We start from the raw sequence: 21,038 nt of genomic DNA, 5'->3' as shown, positions 1-21,038 counted from the left end.
CGTTCCTTATCCACAAAAACGCTTGCTAACAAATATCTTAATTCAATCTAGGCGAAAGCGCCAAATTGGCAGTTTTGTAACGGGAAATATTAATTTATACCAAATTCCTCCTAACATTCAGATACCACGAAATGCCTCTTTTTGATTGAAACTTGCTGAATTGCCGCTATCGGTATGCTATAGATCTGGATATTTTATTAAAAAAATCTAAAAAATTAAGTTGCGTTAATTATTTAACTATGTTAGCATCATGCGCATATGAACAAATTTGCATGAATATAGAAGTATTCCAATGATTGTAATAAGTTTCTATGAATGCAATTTGTTAAACAATGAACTGACAAAAAATGATTATTTCAAGCCTAGTCAGAATTATTGAGAATCATTCTTGGTTAAATTAACCTAAGCTTGGCTCAGATTTTGATTGAATTAATCATTCGATTGTCTAATTTATTCATGCTGGTACTGACTTTGAAATAATGAATTGAACATTATTTCTAAGATTTGGTTCGATTTGCGCTGAATAATGTATCTTGTCATTTCATTATTCCTCCTATTCAGCTCACTCTTTTTTTAGGCATGATTTTTAATGATTGTTAATAATTTGCCGATTAATTCAATTGTTGCGATGCACCGCAGCGTTGCAACGTGGTTGCTAGGGATCGAAACATACTTGGATGTCAGTTGTCGTTGGGAGCGGTCTCAAAAGTGTATTAAGCATTGTAGGGTTCAGGGTCTAGAATTCAGGGCTATGTTCGCTGCTGTTTGTTCTCTCATTTCCCGATCCCTAACAACCGATCCCCAACAGCCAGTTTACAAGGAGTTTACCAATGAAATTATCAATTGCCCGACGTTGGGTTATTGCCACCGGCTTAGCCACTGCCTTGATTGGCGCAATCCAAAGCCCAATCACCAACGCCCAAACTGGCCTAAGCTGCCAAGTCAATTATACGCTTACTAACCAATGGGGCAGCGGGTTTCAAGCCGATGTGGTGGTGCGCAACACCGGAACCAGTGTGATCAACGGCTGGACGGTTGCTTGGAGTGCTGCCAGCGGCCAGCAAATTGGCCAAATGTGGAATGCGACGTTTACCCAAAGTGGCAGCCAAGTCAGTGCCAAAAATGTTGATTGGAACGCCAGCATCGCTGCTGGTGGCAGCCAAAGCTTTGGCTTTACCGCTACCACGACTGGTAGCTTGGCCGTGCCCAGCAGCTTTACGGTCAATGGCGTTGTTTGTGGCGGTAGTGTTAGCCCAACCGCAACCCGCACGCCAGCCGCGACTGCCACGCGTACTCCAATTGCCACTGCAACCCGCACGCCAGCTGTAACCGCCACGCGCACCCCTGTGGCAACTACTACCCGTACTCCAATTGCCACGGCTACCGTCGTTCCAACCAATCCACCAGTCAGCAATGGCTTGATTGGCTGGGCCACGGTTGCTGGTTCGGGCTTAAGCACAACTACTGGCGGCACTGGTGGTAGCACAGTTACCGCAGCCAACTTTACTGAATTGCAAAACTACGCCAAATCGTCATCGCCCATGATTATCAAGTTCTCGGGTACGATGCAAGGCACACTGACGGTTGCCTCGAACAAAACGATTATCGGCAGCAATGGAGCCTTGATCCAAGGTAATGTCAAAATCTCAGGCGCTCAAAATATTATTTTGCAAAATTTTGCGATCAACGGCAATAGCTGCTCAAGCTACGATAACTGCCGCGCTGGAAGCGATGCCTTGGGGATTAGCAATTCGCACCATATTTGGGCCGACCACTTGACGATTACCAATGGCCAAGATGGCAATTTCGACATTAACAATGGCTCTGATTTCATTACGGTTTCGTGGAGCAAATTCGGCTATACCACCAACAAAGAGCATCGTTTCTCGAACTTGATTGGTAGCTCAGACGATGCAGCCTCGACCGATAGCGGTAAATTGAACGTGACCTTCCATCATAACTGGTGGTTTGGTGGGGCAATGCAGCGCATGCCACGTACGCGCTTCGGCAAAATTCACGTATTCAATAATTTGTACACCACCACTGGCAACGATTATTGTGTTAGCTCAGGCTATCAATCCAAAGTGTTGCTCGAAAATAATGCCTTCATTGGGGTCAACACGCCGCACCGCTTGCACGATGGCGATCTCAAGGCGGTGGGCAATCTCTACCAAAACACCAGCGGCGATCAAATTAGTACTGGCGTTGCCTTCACGCCGCCCTACAGCTATAGCGCCGAAGCTGCTAGCTCACTCAGCAGTTCAGTCCAAGCTGGCGCAGGAGCGAAGTAGCATATTAGGGGCTGGGGATCGGGAAATAGAACATAGAGCATAGAACATAGAACATTGTGAATATGGCTATTGGCTATCGGAATATGCTTGGAATTCCAATGATTCAGTAATTCTATAGCTGTAATGGTTCATTCCCTCACCTCCAGCCCCTCTCCCACTGCGGCGGGCGAGGGGCGCATGCCTGGAGCCGTTCCACCTCGCCTCGCGTGCGGGAGAGGGGGTCAGGGGGTGAGGGAACGCTAGCGGTTGTTCAGGCGATAAACCATTACACTATCGCCAATGTTCTTCGTATGCTTCACGATTAAGCAATGTCCCGATCCCCTATCCCCAACAACCGATCCCCACGTTACAAAGGAGCACCAAAACCATGAACTATCGCTGGCGAATATGCCTGCTATTAATTGCAACAATACTGAGTACATTTAGTTACACCAATACCAATGCCCAAAGTGGCCTAAGTTGCCAAGTTAATTATGCGCTTACCAACCAATGGGGCGGCGGGTTTCAAGCCGATGTGGTGGTGCGCAACACCGGAACCAGCGCGATCAACGGCTGGACGGTTGCTTGGAGTGCCGCCAGCGGCCAGCAAATTGGCCAAATGTGGAATGCAACCTTTACCCAAAGTGGCACGCAAGTTAGTGCCAAAAATGTTGATTGGAATGCCAACATCGCCGCTGGTGGCAGCCAAAGCTTTGGCTTTACCGCTACCACGACTGGTAGTTTGGCCGTGCCTAGCAGTTTTACGGTCAATGGTGTTGTGTGTGGCGGTAGCGTTAGCCCTACGGCAACCACTCCAGCAGCAACGGCAACGCGCACGCCAACCAGTGTGCCAACCGCAACCCGTATTGCGACTAGCATACCAACCGCAACAAATGCGGCAACCAGCGTGCCGACGGCAACGCGTGCACCAACCAGCGTGCCCACGGCCACCCCAAGCACAACCACAGGCCGCCAAATGGAAAAACTCAATCGCGGGATCATCAGCGTGCGCCAAGGCAGCAATAATTTTGTGAGCTGGCGCATGTTTGGCACTGATCTTAGCGCGATTGGCTTTAACCTCTATCGTGGCACCACCAAAGTTAATTCCAGCCCAATTACCAATGCTACCAGTTATTTGGATAGCGGCGCGGCGGCCAATAGCGTTTACACCGTGCGGCCTGTGATCGATGGCGTTGAACAAACTGCCTCAGAAAACTCGCTCAATTTTGCCAATGGCTATCTCGATGTGGCCTTGCAAATTCCGGCTGGTGGCACGACACCTGATGGCGTGGCCTATACCTACACCGCCAACGATGCCAGCGTCGGCGACCTCGATGGCGATGGGCAATACGAAATTGTACTGAAATGGGATCCAACCAATTCCAAAGATAATTCGCAATCTGGCTATACTGGCAATGTTTATCTCGATGGCTACAAATTGAACGGAACCCGTTTATGGCGCATCGATTTGGGCCGTAATATTCGGGCTGGGGCGCATTACACCCAATTTATGGTCTACGATTTGGATGGCGATGGGAAGGCCGAAGTTGCCGCCAAAACTGCCGATGGCACGCGTGATAATTCTGGCACCGTGATTGGCAACGCCAGCGCCGATTATCGCAATTCCAGCGGCTACATTCTTTCTGGCCCCGAATATCTGACGGTATTCAATGGCCAAACGGGCGTGATTCGCTCGACCGTCAATTATGATCCTGCACGGGGCACGGTTTCGTCGTGGGGCGATAGCTATGGCAACCGCGTTGATCGCTTTTTGGGTGGAATTGCCTACCTCGATGGTCAACGCCCGAGCCTGATTATGAGCCGTGGCTACTACACCCGCAGCGTAATTGCCGCTTGGGATTTCCGCAATGGCAGTTTGACCAAGCGTTGGACGTTTGATAGCAATGTGTCGGGCAGCCAATATGCTGGGCAAGGCAACCATGGCCTTTCGATCGCCGATGTTGATCAAGATGGCAAAGATGAGATTATCTTCGGAGCCATGACGATTAATGATAATGGCCAACCACTGTGGAACACTCGCAATGGTCATGGCGATGCGATGCACGTCGGCGATCTTGACCCAAGTCGGGCTGGCTTGGAAGTGTTCAAAGTCAGCGAGGATTCATCAAAGCCTAGCTCGTGGTTTGCCGATGCCCGCACAGGCCAAATTTTGTGGCAAACAGCGGCAGGTGGCGATAATGGGCGCGGCGTTTCGGGCGATATTTGGTCGGGCAGCCCGGGCGCTGAATCGTGGTCATCGATGGATAGCAATTTGCGTAGCGTCAGCGGGGCAACTCTTGGCCGCAAACCATCAGCAACCAACTTCTTGATTTGGTGGGATGGCGATCCAATGCGCGAATTGCTTGATGCCACCCGTATCGACAAATATGGCACATCAGGCGATACGCGCTTGCTGACTGGCAGCAATGTTAGCTCCAACAACAGCACTAAATCGACCCCAGCGCTCAGCGGCGATATTTTGGGCGATTGGCGCGAAGAGGTGATTTGGCGCACCAGCGATAACACCGCGCTGCGGATTTATTCAACTAGCACCAGCACCAACCGCCGCATCTTCACCTTGATGCACGATGCCCAATATCGAGTGGCAATTGCTTGGCAAAACACCGCCTACAATCAACCACCGCATCCTAGCTTTTTCTTGGGCGATGGCATGAGCAATCCACCGCAACCGAATATCTACTTGCGCTAAATTGATCTAGCCCAAAATCACGCACCAAAGGCCGAGGAAATTCCTCGGCCTTTGATAGTTCCCTCACCCCAACCCCTCTCCCACTGCGGCGGGCGAGGGGCATACCAATGGCATGATGGGATGGTTCCCCCTCTCCTCGCGTGCGGGAGAGGGGGCTAGGGGGTGAGGGCATGAACAGCGACGGTGAATCCAACCCCATGATTGTTAAAACCTACCCTTGTGAGGAGAGGGGCAGGGGGCGAGGGAACGCCAATCGACGATGCAACTCACCCAATCATGGTTAAAAATCTACCCTTGTAAATTCAGTGGTGAGGGCAAATTTTTTCAGTCTTGTTACCAACTTGACAGAGTTTATGCTTAACGGCACAATTGCAAGCGCTTACAGAATATCCGTTAACGATACCGGAAACGTTACCGGAGATAAAAACAGTAATTTCAACCAAATATTCCTAGTCCCAAATCCCAAAAACCGATCCTGCATGCGTGGCAACTGCCATTTCTGGGCTGTCGAATGGCAATTGCCGACTTGACTATGACAGTCATTCGGCTCAATGAGGACAAACGAATATGCAGTATGAGCAACAAATCGAAGCATTGTTGGCCCAAATGACTCTTGCCGAGAAGATTGGCCAAATGCGCCAGCTTCATGGCACTGGCGAAACCCAGCAGCAACTGGTGCGCGAAGGCAACTTGGGGTCGGTTCTAAATGTGATTGATGCTGATGCCCACGAGATTCAGCGCATTGCCGTTGAAGAATCACGCTTGGGCATTCCGCTGTTAATTGGCCGCGATGTGATCCACGGTTTTCGCACAATCTTCCCAATTCCACTTGGCCAGGCTGCTTCGTTTAATCCTCAGCTTGTGCGCGAAGCCGCGCGGATTGCCGCCCGCGAAGCCTCGGCCTCTGGGATCAACTGGACATTTGCCCCGATGATCGATATTTCACGCGACCCACGGTGGGGGCGGATCGCCGAAAGCTGTGGCGAAGATGCCTATCTTTCAAGTTTGATGGGTGTGGCGATGGTCGAAGGCTTTCAAGGCGACGATTTGACCGCCCCCGATGCGATTGCTGCTTGTGCCAAACATTATGTGGGCTATGGCGCTAGCGAAAATGGCCGCGATTACAACACTGCTTGGATTCCCGAAGTGCTCTTACGTGATGTTTATTTAGCACCATTCAAAGCTGCCGCCGATGCTGGCGTGGCCACCATGATGAGCGCCTTCCACGATTTGAATGGTGTGCCAACCTCAGGCAACGAATTTACGCTGCGTCAAATTTTAAAAGGCGAGTGGAATTACGATGGTATGGTGGTCAGCGATTGGGCCTCGGTTGCCGAAATGATCGCCCATGGCTATGCCGCTGATTTGCGCGATGCTGCCTTGAAAGGTGTAACGGCTGGGGTCGATATGGAAATGGCCAGCACCAGCTACGCCGAATATCTGGCTGCGTTGGTTGAAAGTGGCGCACTCAGCCTCGATTTAATTGATGATGCTGTGCGGCGGGTGTTGCGCATCAAGTTCCGTTTGGGTTTGTTCGATCAACCGTATGCTAACGCTGCGGCGGCTGATTCAGTCGTTGCGCCTGATCATTTGGCTTTGGCTCGCCAAATTGCCAAAGAAAGTTGTGTGCTATTGAGCAATCAGCAAACTTTGCCGCTCAACCCACAACAAACGCGGGTGGCAATTGTTGGGCCGCTCGCCAACCATGCCGCCGATCAACTTGGCTGCTGGGTATTCGATGGCAAGCCCGAAGATAGCCAAACTCCATTACAAGCGATTCGCGAATTGCTTGGTGACGAGCGGGTGCAATTTGCCCAAGGCTTGCCCGAAGCCCGCAGCTTAGATCAAAGTCTATTTGGCGAGGCAGTCGCGGCGGCTCAAACTGCTGATGTGGTTATTGCCTTCCTTGGTGAAGATGCTGGCTTGAGTGGCGAAGCCCATAGCCGCGCATTCATCGATTTACCTGGCGCACAACTGGCCTTAGTCGATGCCTTGGTGGCAACCGGCAAACCAGTGGTTGCGGTTGTGATGGCTGGACGCTCGTTGGTGTTGGGCGAATTGCAGGATAAAGTGCAGGCGATTTTATATGCTTGGCATCCTGGCACCATGGCTGGCCCAGCGCTCGCCGATTTGCTGTTTGGCTTGGATAACCCTTCAGGCCGCTTGCCAATTAGCTTCCCGCGCACCGTCGGCCAAGTGCCAATTTATTACAATCGCAAAAACACTGGTCGCCCACCAAGCGAAGATGCACCGAGTATTCCCACGGGCACGCCGCTTGATCCGAGTGGTTTTACCTCAAGCTACCTCGATGTTGATCATCGGCCCTTGTTTGCTTTTGGTTATGGCTTGAGCTACAGCACATTTAGCTATAGCAATTTGCGTTTATCTAGCCAAAAACTGGCGGTTGGCGACACACTTAGCATCACCACTACGGTGACCAACACTGGCAAGTATGCTGGCGCAGAAGTGGTGCAATTGTATATTCGCGATCTGGTTGGCTGTATGACTCGCCCAATCAAAGAACTCAAAGGCTTCCAACGAATTCATTTGGAGCCAGGCCAAAGCCAAACTGTAACATTTGAACTTAGCAGCGCTGACTTGAGTTTCCATAACAACGCCATGCAACGGATCGTCGAGCCAGGCGAATTTAATCTCTGGGTTGCGCCAAGCAGCATTGGTGGTTTGCAGGCAAGCTTTGAATTAGTAGCCAAGAGCAAAGAACATCGAGCATAAAACATAAAACCAGTTTCGATCCACGAAGGACACGAAGAACCACGAAGACTGATTAATCTGCCTTCGTGCTCTTCGTGTCCTTCGTGGTTAAATATGTTCTTTTGGATTAAAATAGATCTGTCCAGTGTTTAACTTCATCCACAAGGAACAAAAATATGTCGCTTGCCTTGAATGTACTTAATCAGAGCCAGCCAAGTTGTGCTGGTTGTGGTGGTTTATGTTGCCGCTCGTTTGTATTGCCAATTGATACTCCCGAAACCCGCGAGGATTTTGATGTGCTGCGCTGGCTGGTGTTGCATCGTGGAGTCAAATGCTTAATCAAACAATCGGTTTGGGAATTAGAAATTGACCTGCCATGTGAACATTTGCAGGAAGATAGCCGCTGTGGAATTTATATGCAGCGCCCAAATGTTTGCGTTGAGTATGAAGTAGCAACCTGCGAACGGCATCAGCCACCGCATTTCGAGGCCGTGATCGATAACGAACATGCTTTGCGGGCTTGGGTTTTCTCGCGCTACGGCATGTATCCCGATGACCCCGATTTTCCCTATGGCGAGCAAACGATTCGCGTTGGTTTGTTTTAAGCGCGATCATCGGTATCATGTGCCCAGCGAACGTCTAGTGATAAGGAACGATCAATGTCGATCATTCAGAGTACGCTCGATATCCATAGCCCTGAATTTCGCCAAAATGTTGATTTTCATCGCCAATTAAGCGCTGAATTGCGCCAAAAGACCCAGCAAATTGCCCAAGGTGGCAGCGCCGAAGCGCGTGCCCGCCACGAACGTCGTGGCAAATTACTGGTACGCGATCGGATCGAGCGTTTGCTTGATCCTGGTAGTGCTTGGCTCGAAATCGGCACATTAGCCGCATGGCAAGTCTACGAAGATGATGTGCCAGCAGCAGGTGTAATTACTGGCATTGGGCGGGTGTCGGGAGTTGAGGTATTAATTGTAGCCAACGATGCCACGGTCAAAGGTGGCACATACTATCCATTAACTGTCAAAAAACATTTGCGTGCCCAAGAAATCGCGCTGCAAAACCATTTGCCTTGTATTTACTTGGTCGATAGCGGTGGCGCGTTCTTGCCGTTGCAAGCCGAGGTTTTTCCCGATCGCGAACATTTTGGGCGGATTTTCTACAATCAAGCGCAAATGTCGGCCTTGGGTATTCCGCAAATCGCGGTGGTAATGGGCAGTTGTACCGCTGGCGGAGCCTATGTGCCAGCCATGAGCGATGAAGTCGTGATTGTGCGCGAACAAGGCACGATCTTTTTGGGTGGCCCACCTTTAGTCAAAGCAGCGACCGGCGAGATTGTGAGCGCCGAAGATTTAGGCGGCGCTGATGTGCATACCCGCTTATCTGGTGTGGCCGACCACTTTGCCGATAACGATGAGCATGCCTTGGCAATCACGCGTTCGATTGTAGCCAATTTGCAGCATCGCAAAGCTAACCCATGGCCGCTGCGCACGCCCGAGGCGCCACGCTACGATCCTCAAGAATTGTATGGCATTATTCCCGCCGATACGCGCAAACAATTCGATGTGCGCGAAATTATCGCCCGCATCGTCGATGGCTCGCGCTTGGATGAATTCAAGGCCCGCTATGGCACAACCTTGGTGACAGGCTTTTCCCACATTTATGGTCATCCAGTCGGCATTTTGGCTAACAACGGCATTTTATTTTCCGAGAGTGCCCTCAAGGCAGCGCACTTTATTGAGCTTTGTAACGAACGCGCCATTCCGCTGCTGTTTTTGCAAAATATCACGGGCTTTATGGTTGGCCGCGAATACGAGCAACGCGGGATTGCCAAAGACGGAGCCAAGATGGTGATGGCGGTTTCCAATGCGCGTGTGCCAAAATTTACCGTGGTGATTGGCGGCTCGTTTGGCGCTGGCAACTATGGCATGTGTGGCCGAGCCTATAGCCCGCGCCAACTCTGGATGTGGCCCAACAGTCGCATCTCGGTGATGGGTGGCTCACAGGCTGCCAACGTGCTGCTAACCGTGCGCCGCGATGGCCTGCAAGCCAAAGGCCAAGACATGAATTTGGCCGAGCAACAAGCCTTTATGCAGCCAATTCTCGATAAATACGAGGCTGAGGGCAACCCCTATTATTCCAGTGCTCGCCTGTGGGATGATGGAATTCTTGATCCGGTTGATACGCGCATGGCTTTGGCGCTGGGTTTATCGGCAGCCGCCAACGCACCATTAGCTGATGTTAAATATGGTGTGTTTCGAATGTAATGCGCTGAGCCGCCCCCTTGATTCATGGATCGAGGGGGCAATTTGATCCACGAAGGACACGAAGATCACGAAGTGTTGAAACCACAAAGAGCGCAAAGGATTAGCTTTAGCCACGAATTCCAGGAATAATACTCCGATAGCCCATAGCCGCATCCTTTATCCCTTTACTTCATGCTTGATTGGTAAATGCTCGTTCCTAGCCTCACTTACGGCTGCTTGCAAGCATCGTGTATAATAGGCCGCAGTAGTTGTTAGTAGTTGTTAATGGTTTTGAGCCTTGCTGCTGGCTTGCGGCTTAACTGCATGGGAGGCCAACGATGAGCCGTTTATCGCCCTCTGTCCTCGTGATTATCCTGCTGGTAAGCTGTTTATTTATCTATATTGGGCCAGCACAATATCAAGCAAATCAAGGTCTGGTTGGGATAATCCTGTTGTTAATTGTCCTGATTGGGCTTTTTTTGGCGTTTAGTCGCGGCTCAGTCGCCCAACGCGAATCATCGCGCAATATGTTGGGCACATTAACTGGTATTACCGCTGTTTCATGTGCAGCCCTGCTTGGACAACAAGCCTTAAATGGCAATTTGCTGGGATTGATGTGTGCTCCCGTGCTCCTGGCTGGGGTCTATATGGTCTTCTTGGCCATGACTGCCCGCATTGGTCAGCATGTTGAAGAAGGCGAAGTATTGTTAATTCAACGCCGCATGGATCATCAGCATATCATTCGCCCGCCAGGTTTGCATTCGCCGATTGTGCCAGCCCTCGAAGTTGGCGTAGCGGTTATGCCAACCTACAATATTCAAACCGATGTTGAAGTTGAAATGGTTGATACTGCTTCGCTGCATACGGTCGATAAAATTGTCGTCGATACTCAATCGCGAATTATTCAGCGCTTTCCTGACGATGGTTCAAGCATGCCTGTTGAAATGCGTTACGAAGGCTTTTTGAAATTACCCTACAACTACCCCAATCGCGACCATATTTTTAAAGAAATTGCCGATCGGCGCAATATGGATGTGATGCAAGTGCGCATGAGTGCCGATTTTTGGATCGAAGCGATTCAATCGCAATTACGCCGCGATGTTGAAGAAGATTTACGGGCAATTATTCACGATAATACCTTTTATAATCCTGAAAAGCGCAGTTATGGTAAGCTGGCACCGGCAGATATTTCGGCCCGTCGTGCCGAAATTGCCGCCCAATTGAAAAATCGGGTGCAAGAAAAAGTGCAACAATGGGGCATCGAAGTGCTCGATATTGGCATTACCCAAGTTGTGCTCAATCCTGATCGAATTAAGGCCTTCTATCGGGCGATCACGGCTGATCTGGAAATTCAAACGGCTAATCGTTTGTCGGAGCAAGAAATTAAGCGCACAATCGCAATGGCCGATGCTGAAGCCTATCAACGCAAGAAATTGGCTGAAACTGATCTGGAAATTCAACGTCAACGCAACGAAATTGAAAATGCTTCCAGTTTGCAAATGCTGCAAGATTGGATGAATACGATCATTGCTGATAATCCTGAAATGAAACCTGATGATTTGAAACATTTGCTGACTCTGGCGCTCGATGAGCACGAAAAACGTAAAGCCTACCGCGAACACAATCTGATCGAACAAGAATAACCATATAGCGAGGGAGTTATTTGGCATGGAACATTTGGATACAGATTGGCGCGTGGTGGTTATTGGTGGCGCAGGGCTGGATATCAAAGGGCGTTTGCTTGAGCCATTGATTGAAAAAACCTCGAATCCAGGCCGTTTAACAATTAGTGTTGGCGGAGTTGCCCGCAACATTGCTGAAAATTTGGCTCGCTTGGGCGCACAAAGCAGCCTGATTGCCGCGGTAGGCAACGATGAATTTGGGCGCTTAATCATCCAACAAACTGAAGATGCTGGTGTTGATACCGATGCCATGATGATTTTAGAGGATCAACATTCGGCAGCCTATTTGGCGCTGCTCGATCGCAATGGCTTGTTGTATACGGCGCTCGATGATAGCCACTGTGCGCGGGCATTAACGCCCGATTATATTTACGATAACGTGCAGCTATTGCGGGCAGCCGATGCAGTCTTTATTGATGCCAATTTGGCACGGGCAACTGCCGATGTGATTTTGCAAATTTGTGCCGAAGAAGATATTCCAGTCTGTTTCGAGCCTGTGGCCTATGGTTTAGCAGGTCGCTACCGTGATCGTTTGCGTGGGATGTATTTGATTACGCCCAACGAGCGTGAGGCCGAAGCATTAACTGGCTTGCCGGTGACCTCGCCTGCCGAGGCGACAGCAGCGGCCAAAGAATTAGTGCGGCTTGGCGTGGAAATTGCGATTATTACTTTAGCCCGTGAAGGCCTCGTCTATGCCACCGCCGATGGTCATGGCCATATTCCAACCTTGGTGCGCGATGTTGTCGATGCCACTGGAGCAGGCGATGCCTTGGCCGCAGCCGTCTTATTTGGCCTAATGAATGAGTTGACCTTGGATGAAGCTGTGCGCTTGGGAGCAAGTGCCGCCGCATTAACCGTGGCCTCACCCGACACCGTGCGCCGCGATTTGAGCCTAGAGAGTTTGTACGCCCAGTTGTTAATCTGAGCCTAGTATTTTTGCTAGGTGCTGCCTTGGGAACAGTATGCCTGAACGTATTCTCGTTGCTGACGATAACGAAGCCCTAAGCCAATTGCTTGAACTGATTTTAGTTGAGCATGGGTATGAGGTTACTCTTGCCAACGATGGCGGCGACCTGTTAGCCAAGGCCCAACTGCAAATTCCCGATTTGATGATTGTTGATATTTTGATGCCGCGCATCGATGGCTATGAGGCGATTCGCCAATTGCGCAACGATACACGGCTGGCCCATATTCCAATTATTGTGCTCACTGCGCGTACCGCGATTGAGGATGTGGTGACTGGCTTTGAATTGGGCGCTGATGATTATATCGTCAAGCCGTTTCAAATGCCTGAACTGCTGGCCCGTGTTCGCGCCCAATTGTTGCGAGCAACCCGCCGCCCTGTGCTCAACCCACTGACTGGCTTGCCCGGCAATATTTTGATCGAAGAAGAAGTTAACCATCGCTTGCGCCAGCAACAAGCCTTTGCTTTGTTGTACCTCGATTTGGATAATTTCAAAGCCTATAACGATAGCTATGGCTTTGCCCGTGGCGATTTGGTGATCAAGCTGTTGGCCACAATTTTGACGGAAATCAAGGCTGAATACAACGATGAAGGGCTATTTATTGGCCATATTGGCGGCGATGATTTTGCCCTGATTATGGCATCGGAACATGTCAATGCCCTCTGCGAAGATTTGATTCGGCGCTTTGATCAGCGGATTTTGACCTTGTACGATCCCAATAGTAGCAACAAACCTGTGCCGATCCAGACGCTCTCGGTTGGCGTGGTGCTGCATCGTGAAGATATGCAACAAACCTATCACGACCTAAGTCGCACCGCTGCCGAGATGAAGCGGGTTGCCAAACAACAAACTGGCAGCGTCTATGTGGTTGATCGGCGTGCGCAAAAACAGACGATTGAGCAAGATCGGCGCAAACGTGGCCCAACAATTGGGGTTATCGCCCAAGATGTTGGCTTAGTCGATATGCTGAGCGATTTGCTCCAACAACAATCATTATTTGTAATCGAGGCCGATAGTGAAATTATGCCCGATGCTTTGGTGTTGGGCTATCGCGATGTCTTGCCGCATGTGCCCGAACGTTGGCAGAGCTTGCCACAAATTACCCTAAAACTTAATCAATCAAGCTATGAACAAGGTTTTGCCCAGCTTCAAATTCAGACTGGTTTGAAGCCGACCATTCCTATTCACGAGTATCTTTCGTTGGCTTTGCACTTGGTGCGGCTGGAGGCTCGATGATCGGATGGATTTTTGTCATTTTGTTGTGTGGGCTATTTGGCTATAACTTGTATCGCACTGGCCATGTGCAGCGCTTGATTGCAATTCGCCAGCGCCGCCCATCTGCCCGCCCGACTGGCGCAATTGCTCCAACCCTACGTGCCCGCGATTTGCGCACCCAGCGCTCGTGGGCAGTCCGCATTCGTGATGAAGTTCAATCGCGCGGCAATATGGGCGTGGTTATTTTCTTCCTGATTATCTTAATTGCTTTTTTTCTGAGTTTGAACTTACTGGGCTTTTGGGGTAGTCAACCGACTGAAACTGTTCGGGCACGGGTAATTCTCTCACCATTTACCAGCAGCGCAGGCCAACCAGCCCAAGAAGGTTTTGCCGCAGCCACCACCATGGCCCAGGCTTGGCAAGCTCGTGCTAATGATTTGCAATTTGCTGTGCTCAAAACCCCAATTGCCGATGCCCAAAGTGCTTGGAATTTAGCCGATCGGCCCAAATATGATCTGGTGATTTGGGGCACAATTGTCGCTGGCGGTGATGCCAATAGCGCTAGCATCGAGCCGCAATTGCTCTGGACTCCACGCCAACCCTTGCCGCATGATCGCTCGTTGGGGTTACGCGAACGCTTGAGTTTACCACTCGTATATCGTTTGGCCGACCAGCCATTTAATGCCCAAGCCGTGCTCGGTGAAATTTTGGTCGTGATCGATCTCTATCAAATGGGCGAGTACGATCAAGCGATCCAAGCGATCAATAGTTTGCTTGATCGCTATGCCGTGGATGGGCCGTTACGCCCCGATTTGCTCTTGGGGATTCGTGGCTCGATTGCCGCCCTGCAAGAGCAATGGAGCTTAGCCGAGGGTGATTTTCGGCGAGCCTTAGAAACTGCCGATAAACCTGAATATTGGAATAACCTTGGGGTTGTGTTGCTAGAACAAGGCCGTTTTTCTGAGGCAACTCAAGCCTTCAACACTGCTCAAGAACGCCTCAAAGGCACAAATAGCGATCTTACGGCGCTGCATTTGAATCGTGGTTTGTTGGCGTTACGTGGGGTTGACCCAGCGGTAGCGGTTGGTGAGTTGGCCTTAGCGGTCAAGCTCAATCCTAATGGCATCAGCAACAAATTAGCCTTGGTCGAGGCTCAATTACAAGCGAATCAATTGGCGCAGGCGATCGAAACCATCAATAATCTGAATGGCTATGCGAACGCTGATCCGTTGGTTCAATTGATGACAGCGCGGGTTCAAGTAGCCCAGTTGGTCAACAATGGCGATCAGCCGCTGTGGGAATTGGAGATTGTGCCGCCATTGCCTCGCGAAACCCTGACGATTGTGCGCCAACGGCTTGATAGTGCGGTTGTTACACTTGAAACGATTTCGATCGAGCAACGCCAAATTGCCGCCCGTGATGATGCAGCAGGCTTGCCAGAATCAGGGCGGGTGCACGAAGCTCATTCGCGCCAAGCCTTTGAATTGCTCAATCAGGTGCGCTATTGGCAAGCGGTCGCGATGACCGAAGAGGGTATTTCAGCCTCGCTTGAGCAAAAAGGTCGGCTGCGCAGCATGTGGGATGGCATGTTTGGCGATGATTCTCCGCTGGAATTAGCCCAAAATGTGATCGATCCACTCGCCAAAGCCCAAGACCAGAATTATCCAATTTTAATTCAGGCAGGGCGGGTGCATCGAATTTTGGGTGCGCCAAAAACAGCTATGGATTACTACACCAAAGCCAGCGAACTCAATGCCAATCGGCCTGAGGGCTGGTATGGCTTGGCAATCACGCGCTTTAATACCGAAGGCCCAAGCCCAGAACGCAACCAAGCAGTGCGTGATTATTTGCAAAAAACCATTGCTGCCGCCCCAAATTTTACGCCTGGCTATATTTTGGCTGCTCGCTTAGAGGTTAGCGATAAACAATGGGCCGCCGCCTTGCCCTATCTACAATGGATTGTGGCTAATCGCCCTGATAACCTTGGGGCACGGATTACCCTGGGCACAGCTCAACGCGAGCTTGGGGCTTTGGCCGATGCTGAAGTGACGCTTTTGCCTTTGGCGAATGCGAATAACAGCCAAGCCTTAGTTGAATTAGGCAAAGTCTATGCCCAAGCAGGCCAAGATCAATCGGCTGAAGATATCTTCTTGCGGGCATTGAATGTTGATAGCAGCAATGCTAGCGCTGCTTATGAGATTGGCCGCTTGCGCCAAAACCGTGGCGATTATGCAGGAGCCGAAAAAGCCTATCAAGTTGCAACTGAAATTAATACCAGCTACGTTGAGGCGCATCTCGCATTAGGCCAATTGTATGCGCGGTATCTCGACCAGCCAGATAATGCCGTTGCGGCCTATCAACGCGCAATCGACGCTGGCGGCGAAGATCCACGCAATTTCGAGGATATGGGCCGCGAATTTTTGGAGATTGGGCGTTATAGCGAGGCCGCCGATGCCTTGGAACAATCGGTGCGGCTCAATCCGAATGTGCCTGAATCACGCCATTATTTGGCCCAAGCCTACCTTGAGCAAGGTCGTTTTGAAGCAGCTCGCGAGCAAGAACGCGCAGCGATTGCCCGTGATGCTGATGGCGTGTACATCGAAGCGCAGCTTGGCATAGCCGAGAGTTTTCGGCGCGAACGGCGGTTTGATGAGGCAATTACAGCCTACAACGAAATTTTGGATAACGATTCGACGATCATTCCTGCTTACATTGGTTTAGGCCGTACTGCCGCCGATCGGGGCGAGTGGCAAGTGGCGATTGGCTATTATAATCAAGCCCTCGCCCGCGAACCCAATAGCACCAACGCCCATTTTTGGCTGGGCCAGGCCTTGGTCGAGCAAGGTTTCTATGAACGGGCACTTGATGAATTTAATTTGGTGCTAGCGACCGATCCAAATAATGCCGAAGCCTTGTTTGGGGCTGGTCGGGCTTATTGCAACATGGCGATTAACAGCTATGCCTATGACCCAGCACAAGCTGCCGAATACGATGCTGAGGCGCGGCGTTTGCTTGATCGAGCTTTGAATTATCGGCCAAACGATGCGCGGGCCTTGTTTGAGCGCGGCAAACTCAACGAGCGCCAAAACCAAATGGCCGCCGCGATTAGCGATTATGGTCGGGCCGCCCAATTGGATGCGCAAAATAGCGAAGCATTATATTTGCAAGGCAAGCTCTATCTCAGCCAAAACAACCTACAAGCAGCCGAAGAAGCGCTTGATCAATCGGTGCGGCGCAACCAAAATGACCCAACCGCCTTATATTGGCTTGGTCGAACCTATCGCGCCCAAAACCGCACCAATGATGCAATTAAATCGTTTGAACGAGCCTTGAGTTTGAATGGCAATTTTCATGAAGCCCGCTACTACCAAGGCCTAACTGCCGAAGAAGCCAACCAAATCGATCTAGCGCGTGAAGCCTATCACTTAATCAGCCAACAAGCCAGCCCCGATGATCGTTGGCGCTTACAAGCCGAAGAACGTCTGCGCGATTTAGGTCAGTAGGCCGATCCACGAAGGACACGAAGGCCTGAAACCGCGAAGCGCACGAAGGACGCGAAGGTTTGTTTTTTTGCCACGAATTGCACGAATTTCACAAATTGATCTTCCAATAGCCAATCGCCTATAGCCCATACTCTCTGCGCCTCTGCGTTAAAATCTTGATCCACGAAGAGCACGAAGAGCACGAAGGACTGAAACCGCGAAGCACACGAAGGCCGCGAAGGCTTGTTTTTTTGCCACAGATTTGATGGATGATCCTTCGCTATCTAGCACCTGATCCCTGGCCCCTAGCTCCTCATTCCTGCCATTTTTTGACTTTTGACTTCTGCCTTTTGATTTTCAAAAAGTGTGGTATAGTGAATAACGCAGTGCGTCATCCTCGATCCGACGCAAGATCATATAAGGAGAATCCATCAATGACGATGCAAGAGCACACCGCCGACCCCGCCTTGGACTTCTACCAATTTGATTTGCTGTTAACGCCTGAAGAGCGTGAAGTACGTGATCGGGTGCGTGGCTTTATGCAGCGTGAAGTTAAGCCGATCATCAACGAATATTGGGAGAAGGGCGAATTTCCGTTCGAGTTAATTCCTAAGTTGGCTGAACTCAAGGTCTGTGGCGGCACGATTCAGGGCTATGGCTGCCCAGGCTTATCGAGCGTGGCAACTGGCTTGGTTGCTGCCGAAATGGCCAAAATTGATGGCTCAGTTTGTACCTTTTTTGGCGTAACCAGCGGCTTGGCGATGTCGAGCATCTATTATTGTGGCTCAGAAGCCCAAAAAGAATATTGGTTGCCCAAATTGGCTTCGATGGAAAAAATTGGGGCATTTGCCCTGACTGAGCCAGATAACGGCTCAGATGCCTCGCATATTCAAACCACTGCCCGCCTAGAGGGCGACCACTATGTGCTCAACGGCCAAAAACGCTGGATTGGCAACGCCTCGTTTGCCGATGTAATTATTGTTTGGGCACGCGATGAAGCCACCAATCAAGTGACAGGCTTCTTGGTCGAAAAAGGGACTCCAGGCTTTGAAGCAACCGTGATGCATGGCAAAATTGCCAAACGCGCCCTGTGGAATGCCGAAATCAAGCTCGAAAATTGTCGCATTCCCGCCAGCAATCGTCTCGAAAAAGCACGATCGTTCAAAGATACAGCGGTTGTGTTGGCCAACACCCGTTTTGGCGTAGCATGGGAAGGCGTGGGGCATGCCCAAGCTGCCTATGAAATGGCCTTGCGCTATAGCCAAGAACGCAAACAGTTTGGCAAGCCAATCGCTGGCTACCAATTAATTCAAGAAAAATTGGTTAAAATGCTGGCAGAAGTGGTGGCGATGGAATTAACCACTTGGCGTTTGAGCGTATTGCGCGACCAAGGCTTGATGACCGATGGTCAATCGTCGCTGGCCAAGATGAACAATTCAGCCAAAGCTCGCCAAATTGTGGCCCTAGGCCGCGAAATCTTTGGTGGCAACGGCTTGTTGCTCGAAAATCATATCGCCCGCCATTTTGCTGATATGGAAGCGGTGTATACCTACGAAGGCAGCAACGAAATCAATACGCTCGTCGTTGGTCGCGAAATTACCGGCGTACCAGCCTTCGTCTAAATTACAATTTATAATTTATTCCAAGCTTTTGATCGCAGGCCAACTAGGTCTGCGATTGGGCTTTAAAGTGCATCATAGGGCCGATGTTGTAGATCATTGCCACTGCTATGCTCAAGGCTTGAGTGATGCCCTCACCCCCAGCCACTCTCCCACTGCGGCGGGCGAAGTTCCGCTACAAACCACATATTTGGTGGTTCATCGGGGGATGCCTTTCAATCCCTAATTGTGATTGAGGGGGTGCAGGGGGATTAAAGCCCCCTGCGTCTCCCGCCTTGAGGCGGGACGGAAGGGTGGTGATCAACCAATTCTAAATTCTACCCTTGAAAGGATGAAACTAGGCACGAGGGCACTAAAACAGGAGCAAAGCAATGTCAATTCAACAGGCCTATAACCAATGGGCCAGCAGCTACGATAACGATCGCAACCGCACTCGCGACCTTGATCAACAGGTGATGCAGCAGCTTTTGCAAGGCCACCACTATCAAGCAATTTTGGAATTGGGTTGTGGTACTGGCAAAAATACCCAGTTTTTTAGCACGATTGGCACAGCAGTTGTGGCACTAGATTTTTCAAGCGGCATGTTGGAGCAAGCACGTAGCAAAATTAATGCTCAGCATGTGCAGTTTCAGCAAGCTGATTTAACCAAAGCATGGCCAGTTGCCAGGGCTTATTTCGATCTAGTCGTAACCAATTTGGTGCTTGAACATTTAGCTGATCTCGATCATTTTTTTGCCCAAGCCAACCAAGCGCTCATGCCCAATGGTCAATTATTGATCTCCGAACTGCATCCATTTCGCCAATATCAAGGCTCGCAGGCGCGTTTTCAAGGCCAACACGGTCAAATTGAAGTTCCAGCATTTACCCATCATATCAGCGATTTTGGGCGAGCTGCCACGAAGCACGGCTTACAACTCAGCCAATTGCACGAATATTGGCATGCTGATGATGCCAATCAAGCGCCACGTTTGCTAACGCTGAGCTGGCACAAATAAGCGAACGCTGGCAGAGATTGTGCTAGCAATCACCATTTAATTGCAGCGCTTGCAACGTCACTATGTACAATCACGTAGAAGCGCCAACATACTCTCAGCAGAATCTCAGCTTGCCAAGCCAGCCCAACTATTCACAAAAGCCCTGAGATCGTCTAGACTGAGCCGACACAATGAGTTATTGTGAGGTCTTTTTATATGCAAGATCCCCAGTTGATTGGGCGCATGCTTAATCATTTCAAAATTGTCGATAAACTTGGCCAAGGCGGCATGGCTATGGTTTATCGTGCTTACCAAGAAAACCTGAATCGTACTGTGGCGCTCAAATTGTTGCCACCAGAGATGACGTTTGATCAAAGCTATATTGCGCGGTTCCAGCAAGAGGCGCGGGCCGCCGCAGGGCTTGAACATAGCCATATTGTGCCAATCTACGAAGTTGGCCAAGCTGAAGGCTTTTACTACATCGTCATGAAATATATTGAGGGCAATACGCTCAAGGAAAATATCGAGCAAGAAGCCCCAATGTCGGTTCATCGAGTGCTGGAGTTGCTTGAGCCAGTTGGCAAGGCGCTCGATTATGCCCATCGCAAGGGTGTCATTCACCGTGATATCAAGCCTTCGAATGTGATGCTCACGCCTGAAGGCTGGGTTTATTTGACCGACTTTGGCTTGGCTCGCGGTGGGAGCAGCGATTCGGGCTTGACCCAAGTTGGCACGGTGATGGGCACACCGGAATATATGTCGCCTGAGCAGGCTCAGGGCTTGACAGTTGGCGCTGCTAGCGATCTCTATGCCTTGGCGGTTATGGCTTACGAAATGCTGACCAAACAGATGCCATTTGTCGCCAATAATGCCCAAGCTGTGCTTTTAGCGCGGGTTATTCGTGCACCACGCGCTCCCAGCGATCTGATTCCGACCATGCCATCGGCGGTCGAAGATGTCTTGATGAAGGCGTTGGCTCGCACGCCTGAGGCACGTTATCCAACAGCGGCGGCTTTTTTCGAGGCCTTGCGGCAAGCGAGTAATGGTGCACGGCCAAATGTGGCTGCGGCTACGCCATTTGCCCAAAATCAGCCAGCCCAATATGCGCCAACATCGCCGAGTAGCCCACAGGTCTATCCGCCAACGCCGCTGAGCAATCAACA

At 50.5% G+C, this 21,038-nt stretch carries 12 protein-coding genes; all 12 read left to right on the top strand.

Going from position 1 to position 21,038, the window contains the following annotated elements; translation table 11 throughout:
* The first annotated feature begins 830 nt into the window (after nucleotides 1-830).
* Complete coding sequence (locus DEF47_RS09540) at nucleotides 831-2,291, top strand: cellulose binding domain-containing protein (protein WP_012190993.1); 1,461 nt, start codon at nucleotides 831-833, stop codon at nucleotides 2,289-2,291.
* 367 nt (nucleotides 2,292-2,658) lie between these two features.
* Nucleotides 2,659-4,980 (top strand): rhamnogalacturonan lyase family protein, encoded by a 2,322-nt coding sequence (locus tag DEF47_RS09535; protein ID WP_012190994.1) that lies wholly within the window; start codon nucleotides 2,659-2,661, stop codon nucleotides 4,978-4,980.
* A gap of 567 nt (nucleotides 4,981-5,547) precedes the next feature.
* Nucleotides 5,548-7,713 (top strand): beta-glucosidase BglX, encoded by a 2,166-nt coding sequence (gene bglX / locus DEF47_RS09530; RefSeq protein WP_012190995.1) that lies wholly within the window; start codon nucleotides 5,548-5,550, stop codon nucleotides 7,711-7,713.
* A gap of 155 nt (nucleotides 7,714-7,868) precedes the next feature.
* Entirely contained in the window at nucleotides 7,869-8,297 is a 429-nt protein-coding gene (locus tag DEF47_RS09525) for a YkgJ family cysteine cluster protein (RefSeq protein ID WP_012190996.1), read from the top strand.
* Between the two features lie 54 nt (nucleotides 8,298-8,351).
* Nucleotides 8,352-9,959: a carboxyl transferase domain-containing protein gene (locus DEF47_RS09520; RefSeq protein ID WP_012190997.1), complete on the top strand. Its 1,608-nt coding sequence runs from the start codon at nucleotides 8,352-8,354 to the stop codon at nucleotides 9,957-9,959.
* A gap of 317 nt (nucleotides 9,960-10,276) precedes the next feature.
* A complete protein-coding gene (locus DEF47_RS09515) occupies nucleotides 10,277-11,581 on the top strand; it encodes an SPFH domain-containing protein (protein ID WP_012190998.1) in 1,305 nt (434 codons plus the stop codon).
* A gap of 25 nt (nucleotides 11,582-11,606) precedes the next feature.
* The gene (locus tag DEF47_RS09510) at nucleotides 11,607-12,545 is read left to right on the top strand and encodes a carbohydrate kinase family protein (protein WP_012190999.1); all 939 of its coding nucleotides are present in this window, start codon (nucleotides 11,607-11,609) and stop codon (nucleotides 12,543-12,545) included.
* A 37-nt stretch (nucleotides 12,546-12,582) separates the two neighbouring features.
* Nucleotides 12,583-13,821, top strand: a complete 1,239-nt coding sequence (locus DEF47_RS09505; RefSeq protein WP_012191000.1) for a GGDEF domain-containing response regulator — start codon at nucleotides 12,583-12,585, stop codon at nucleotides 13,819-13,821.
* On the top strand, nucleotides 13,818-17,303 hold the full coding sequence (locus tag DEF47_RS09500) for a tetratricopeptide repeat protein (protein WP_012191001.1): 3,486 nt from the start codon (nucleotides 13,818-13,820) through the stop codon (nucleotides 17,301-17,303). The genes DEF47_RS09505 and DEF47_RS09500 overlap by 4 nt, the downstream gene beginning before the upstream one ends.
* 413 nt (nucleotides 17,304-17,716) lie before the next feature.
* Entirely contained in the window at nucleotides 17,717-18,904 is a 1,188-nt protein-coding gene (locus tag DEF47_RS09495) for an acyl-CoA dehydrogenase family protein (protein ID WP_012191002.1), read from the top strand.
* A 368-nt stretch (nucleotides 18,905-19,272) separates the two neighbouring features.
* Entirely contained in the window at nucleotides 19,273-19,896 is a 624-nt protein-coding gene (locus DEF47_RS09490; RefSeq protein ID WP_012191003.1) for a class I SAM-dependent methyltransferase, read from the top strand.
* A gap of 195 nt (nucleotides 19,897-20,091) precedes the next feature.
* Nucleotides 20,092-21,038: serine/threonine-protein kinase (locus DEF47_RS09485; RefSeq protein ID WP_287045106.1), on the top strand; the 947-nt coding region annotated here is incomplete at its 3' end.

The organism is Herpetosiphon sp., assembly GCF_003512625.1.
GTDB classification, from domain to species: Bacteria; Chloroflexota; Chloroflexia; order Chloroflexales; family Herpetosiphonaceae; genus Herpetosiphon; species Herpetosiphon aurantiacus.
The sequence above is the reverse complement of the archived record's forward strand: the minus strand, read 5'-3'. Positions and strand labels throughout refer to the sequence as shown.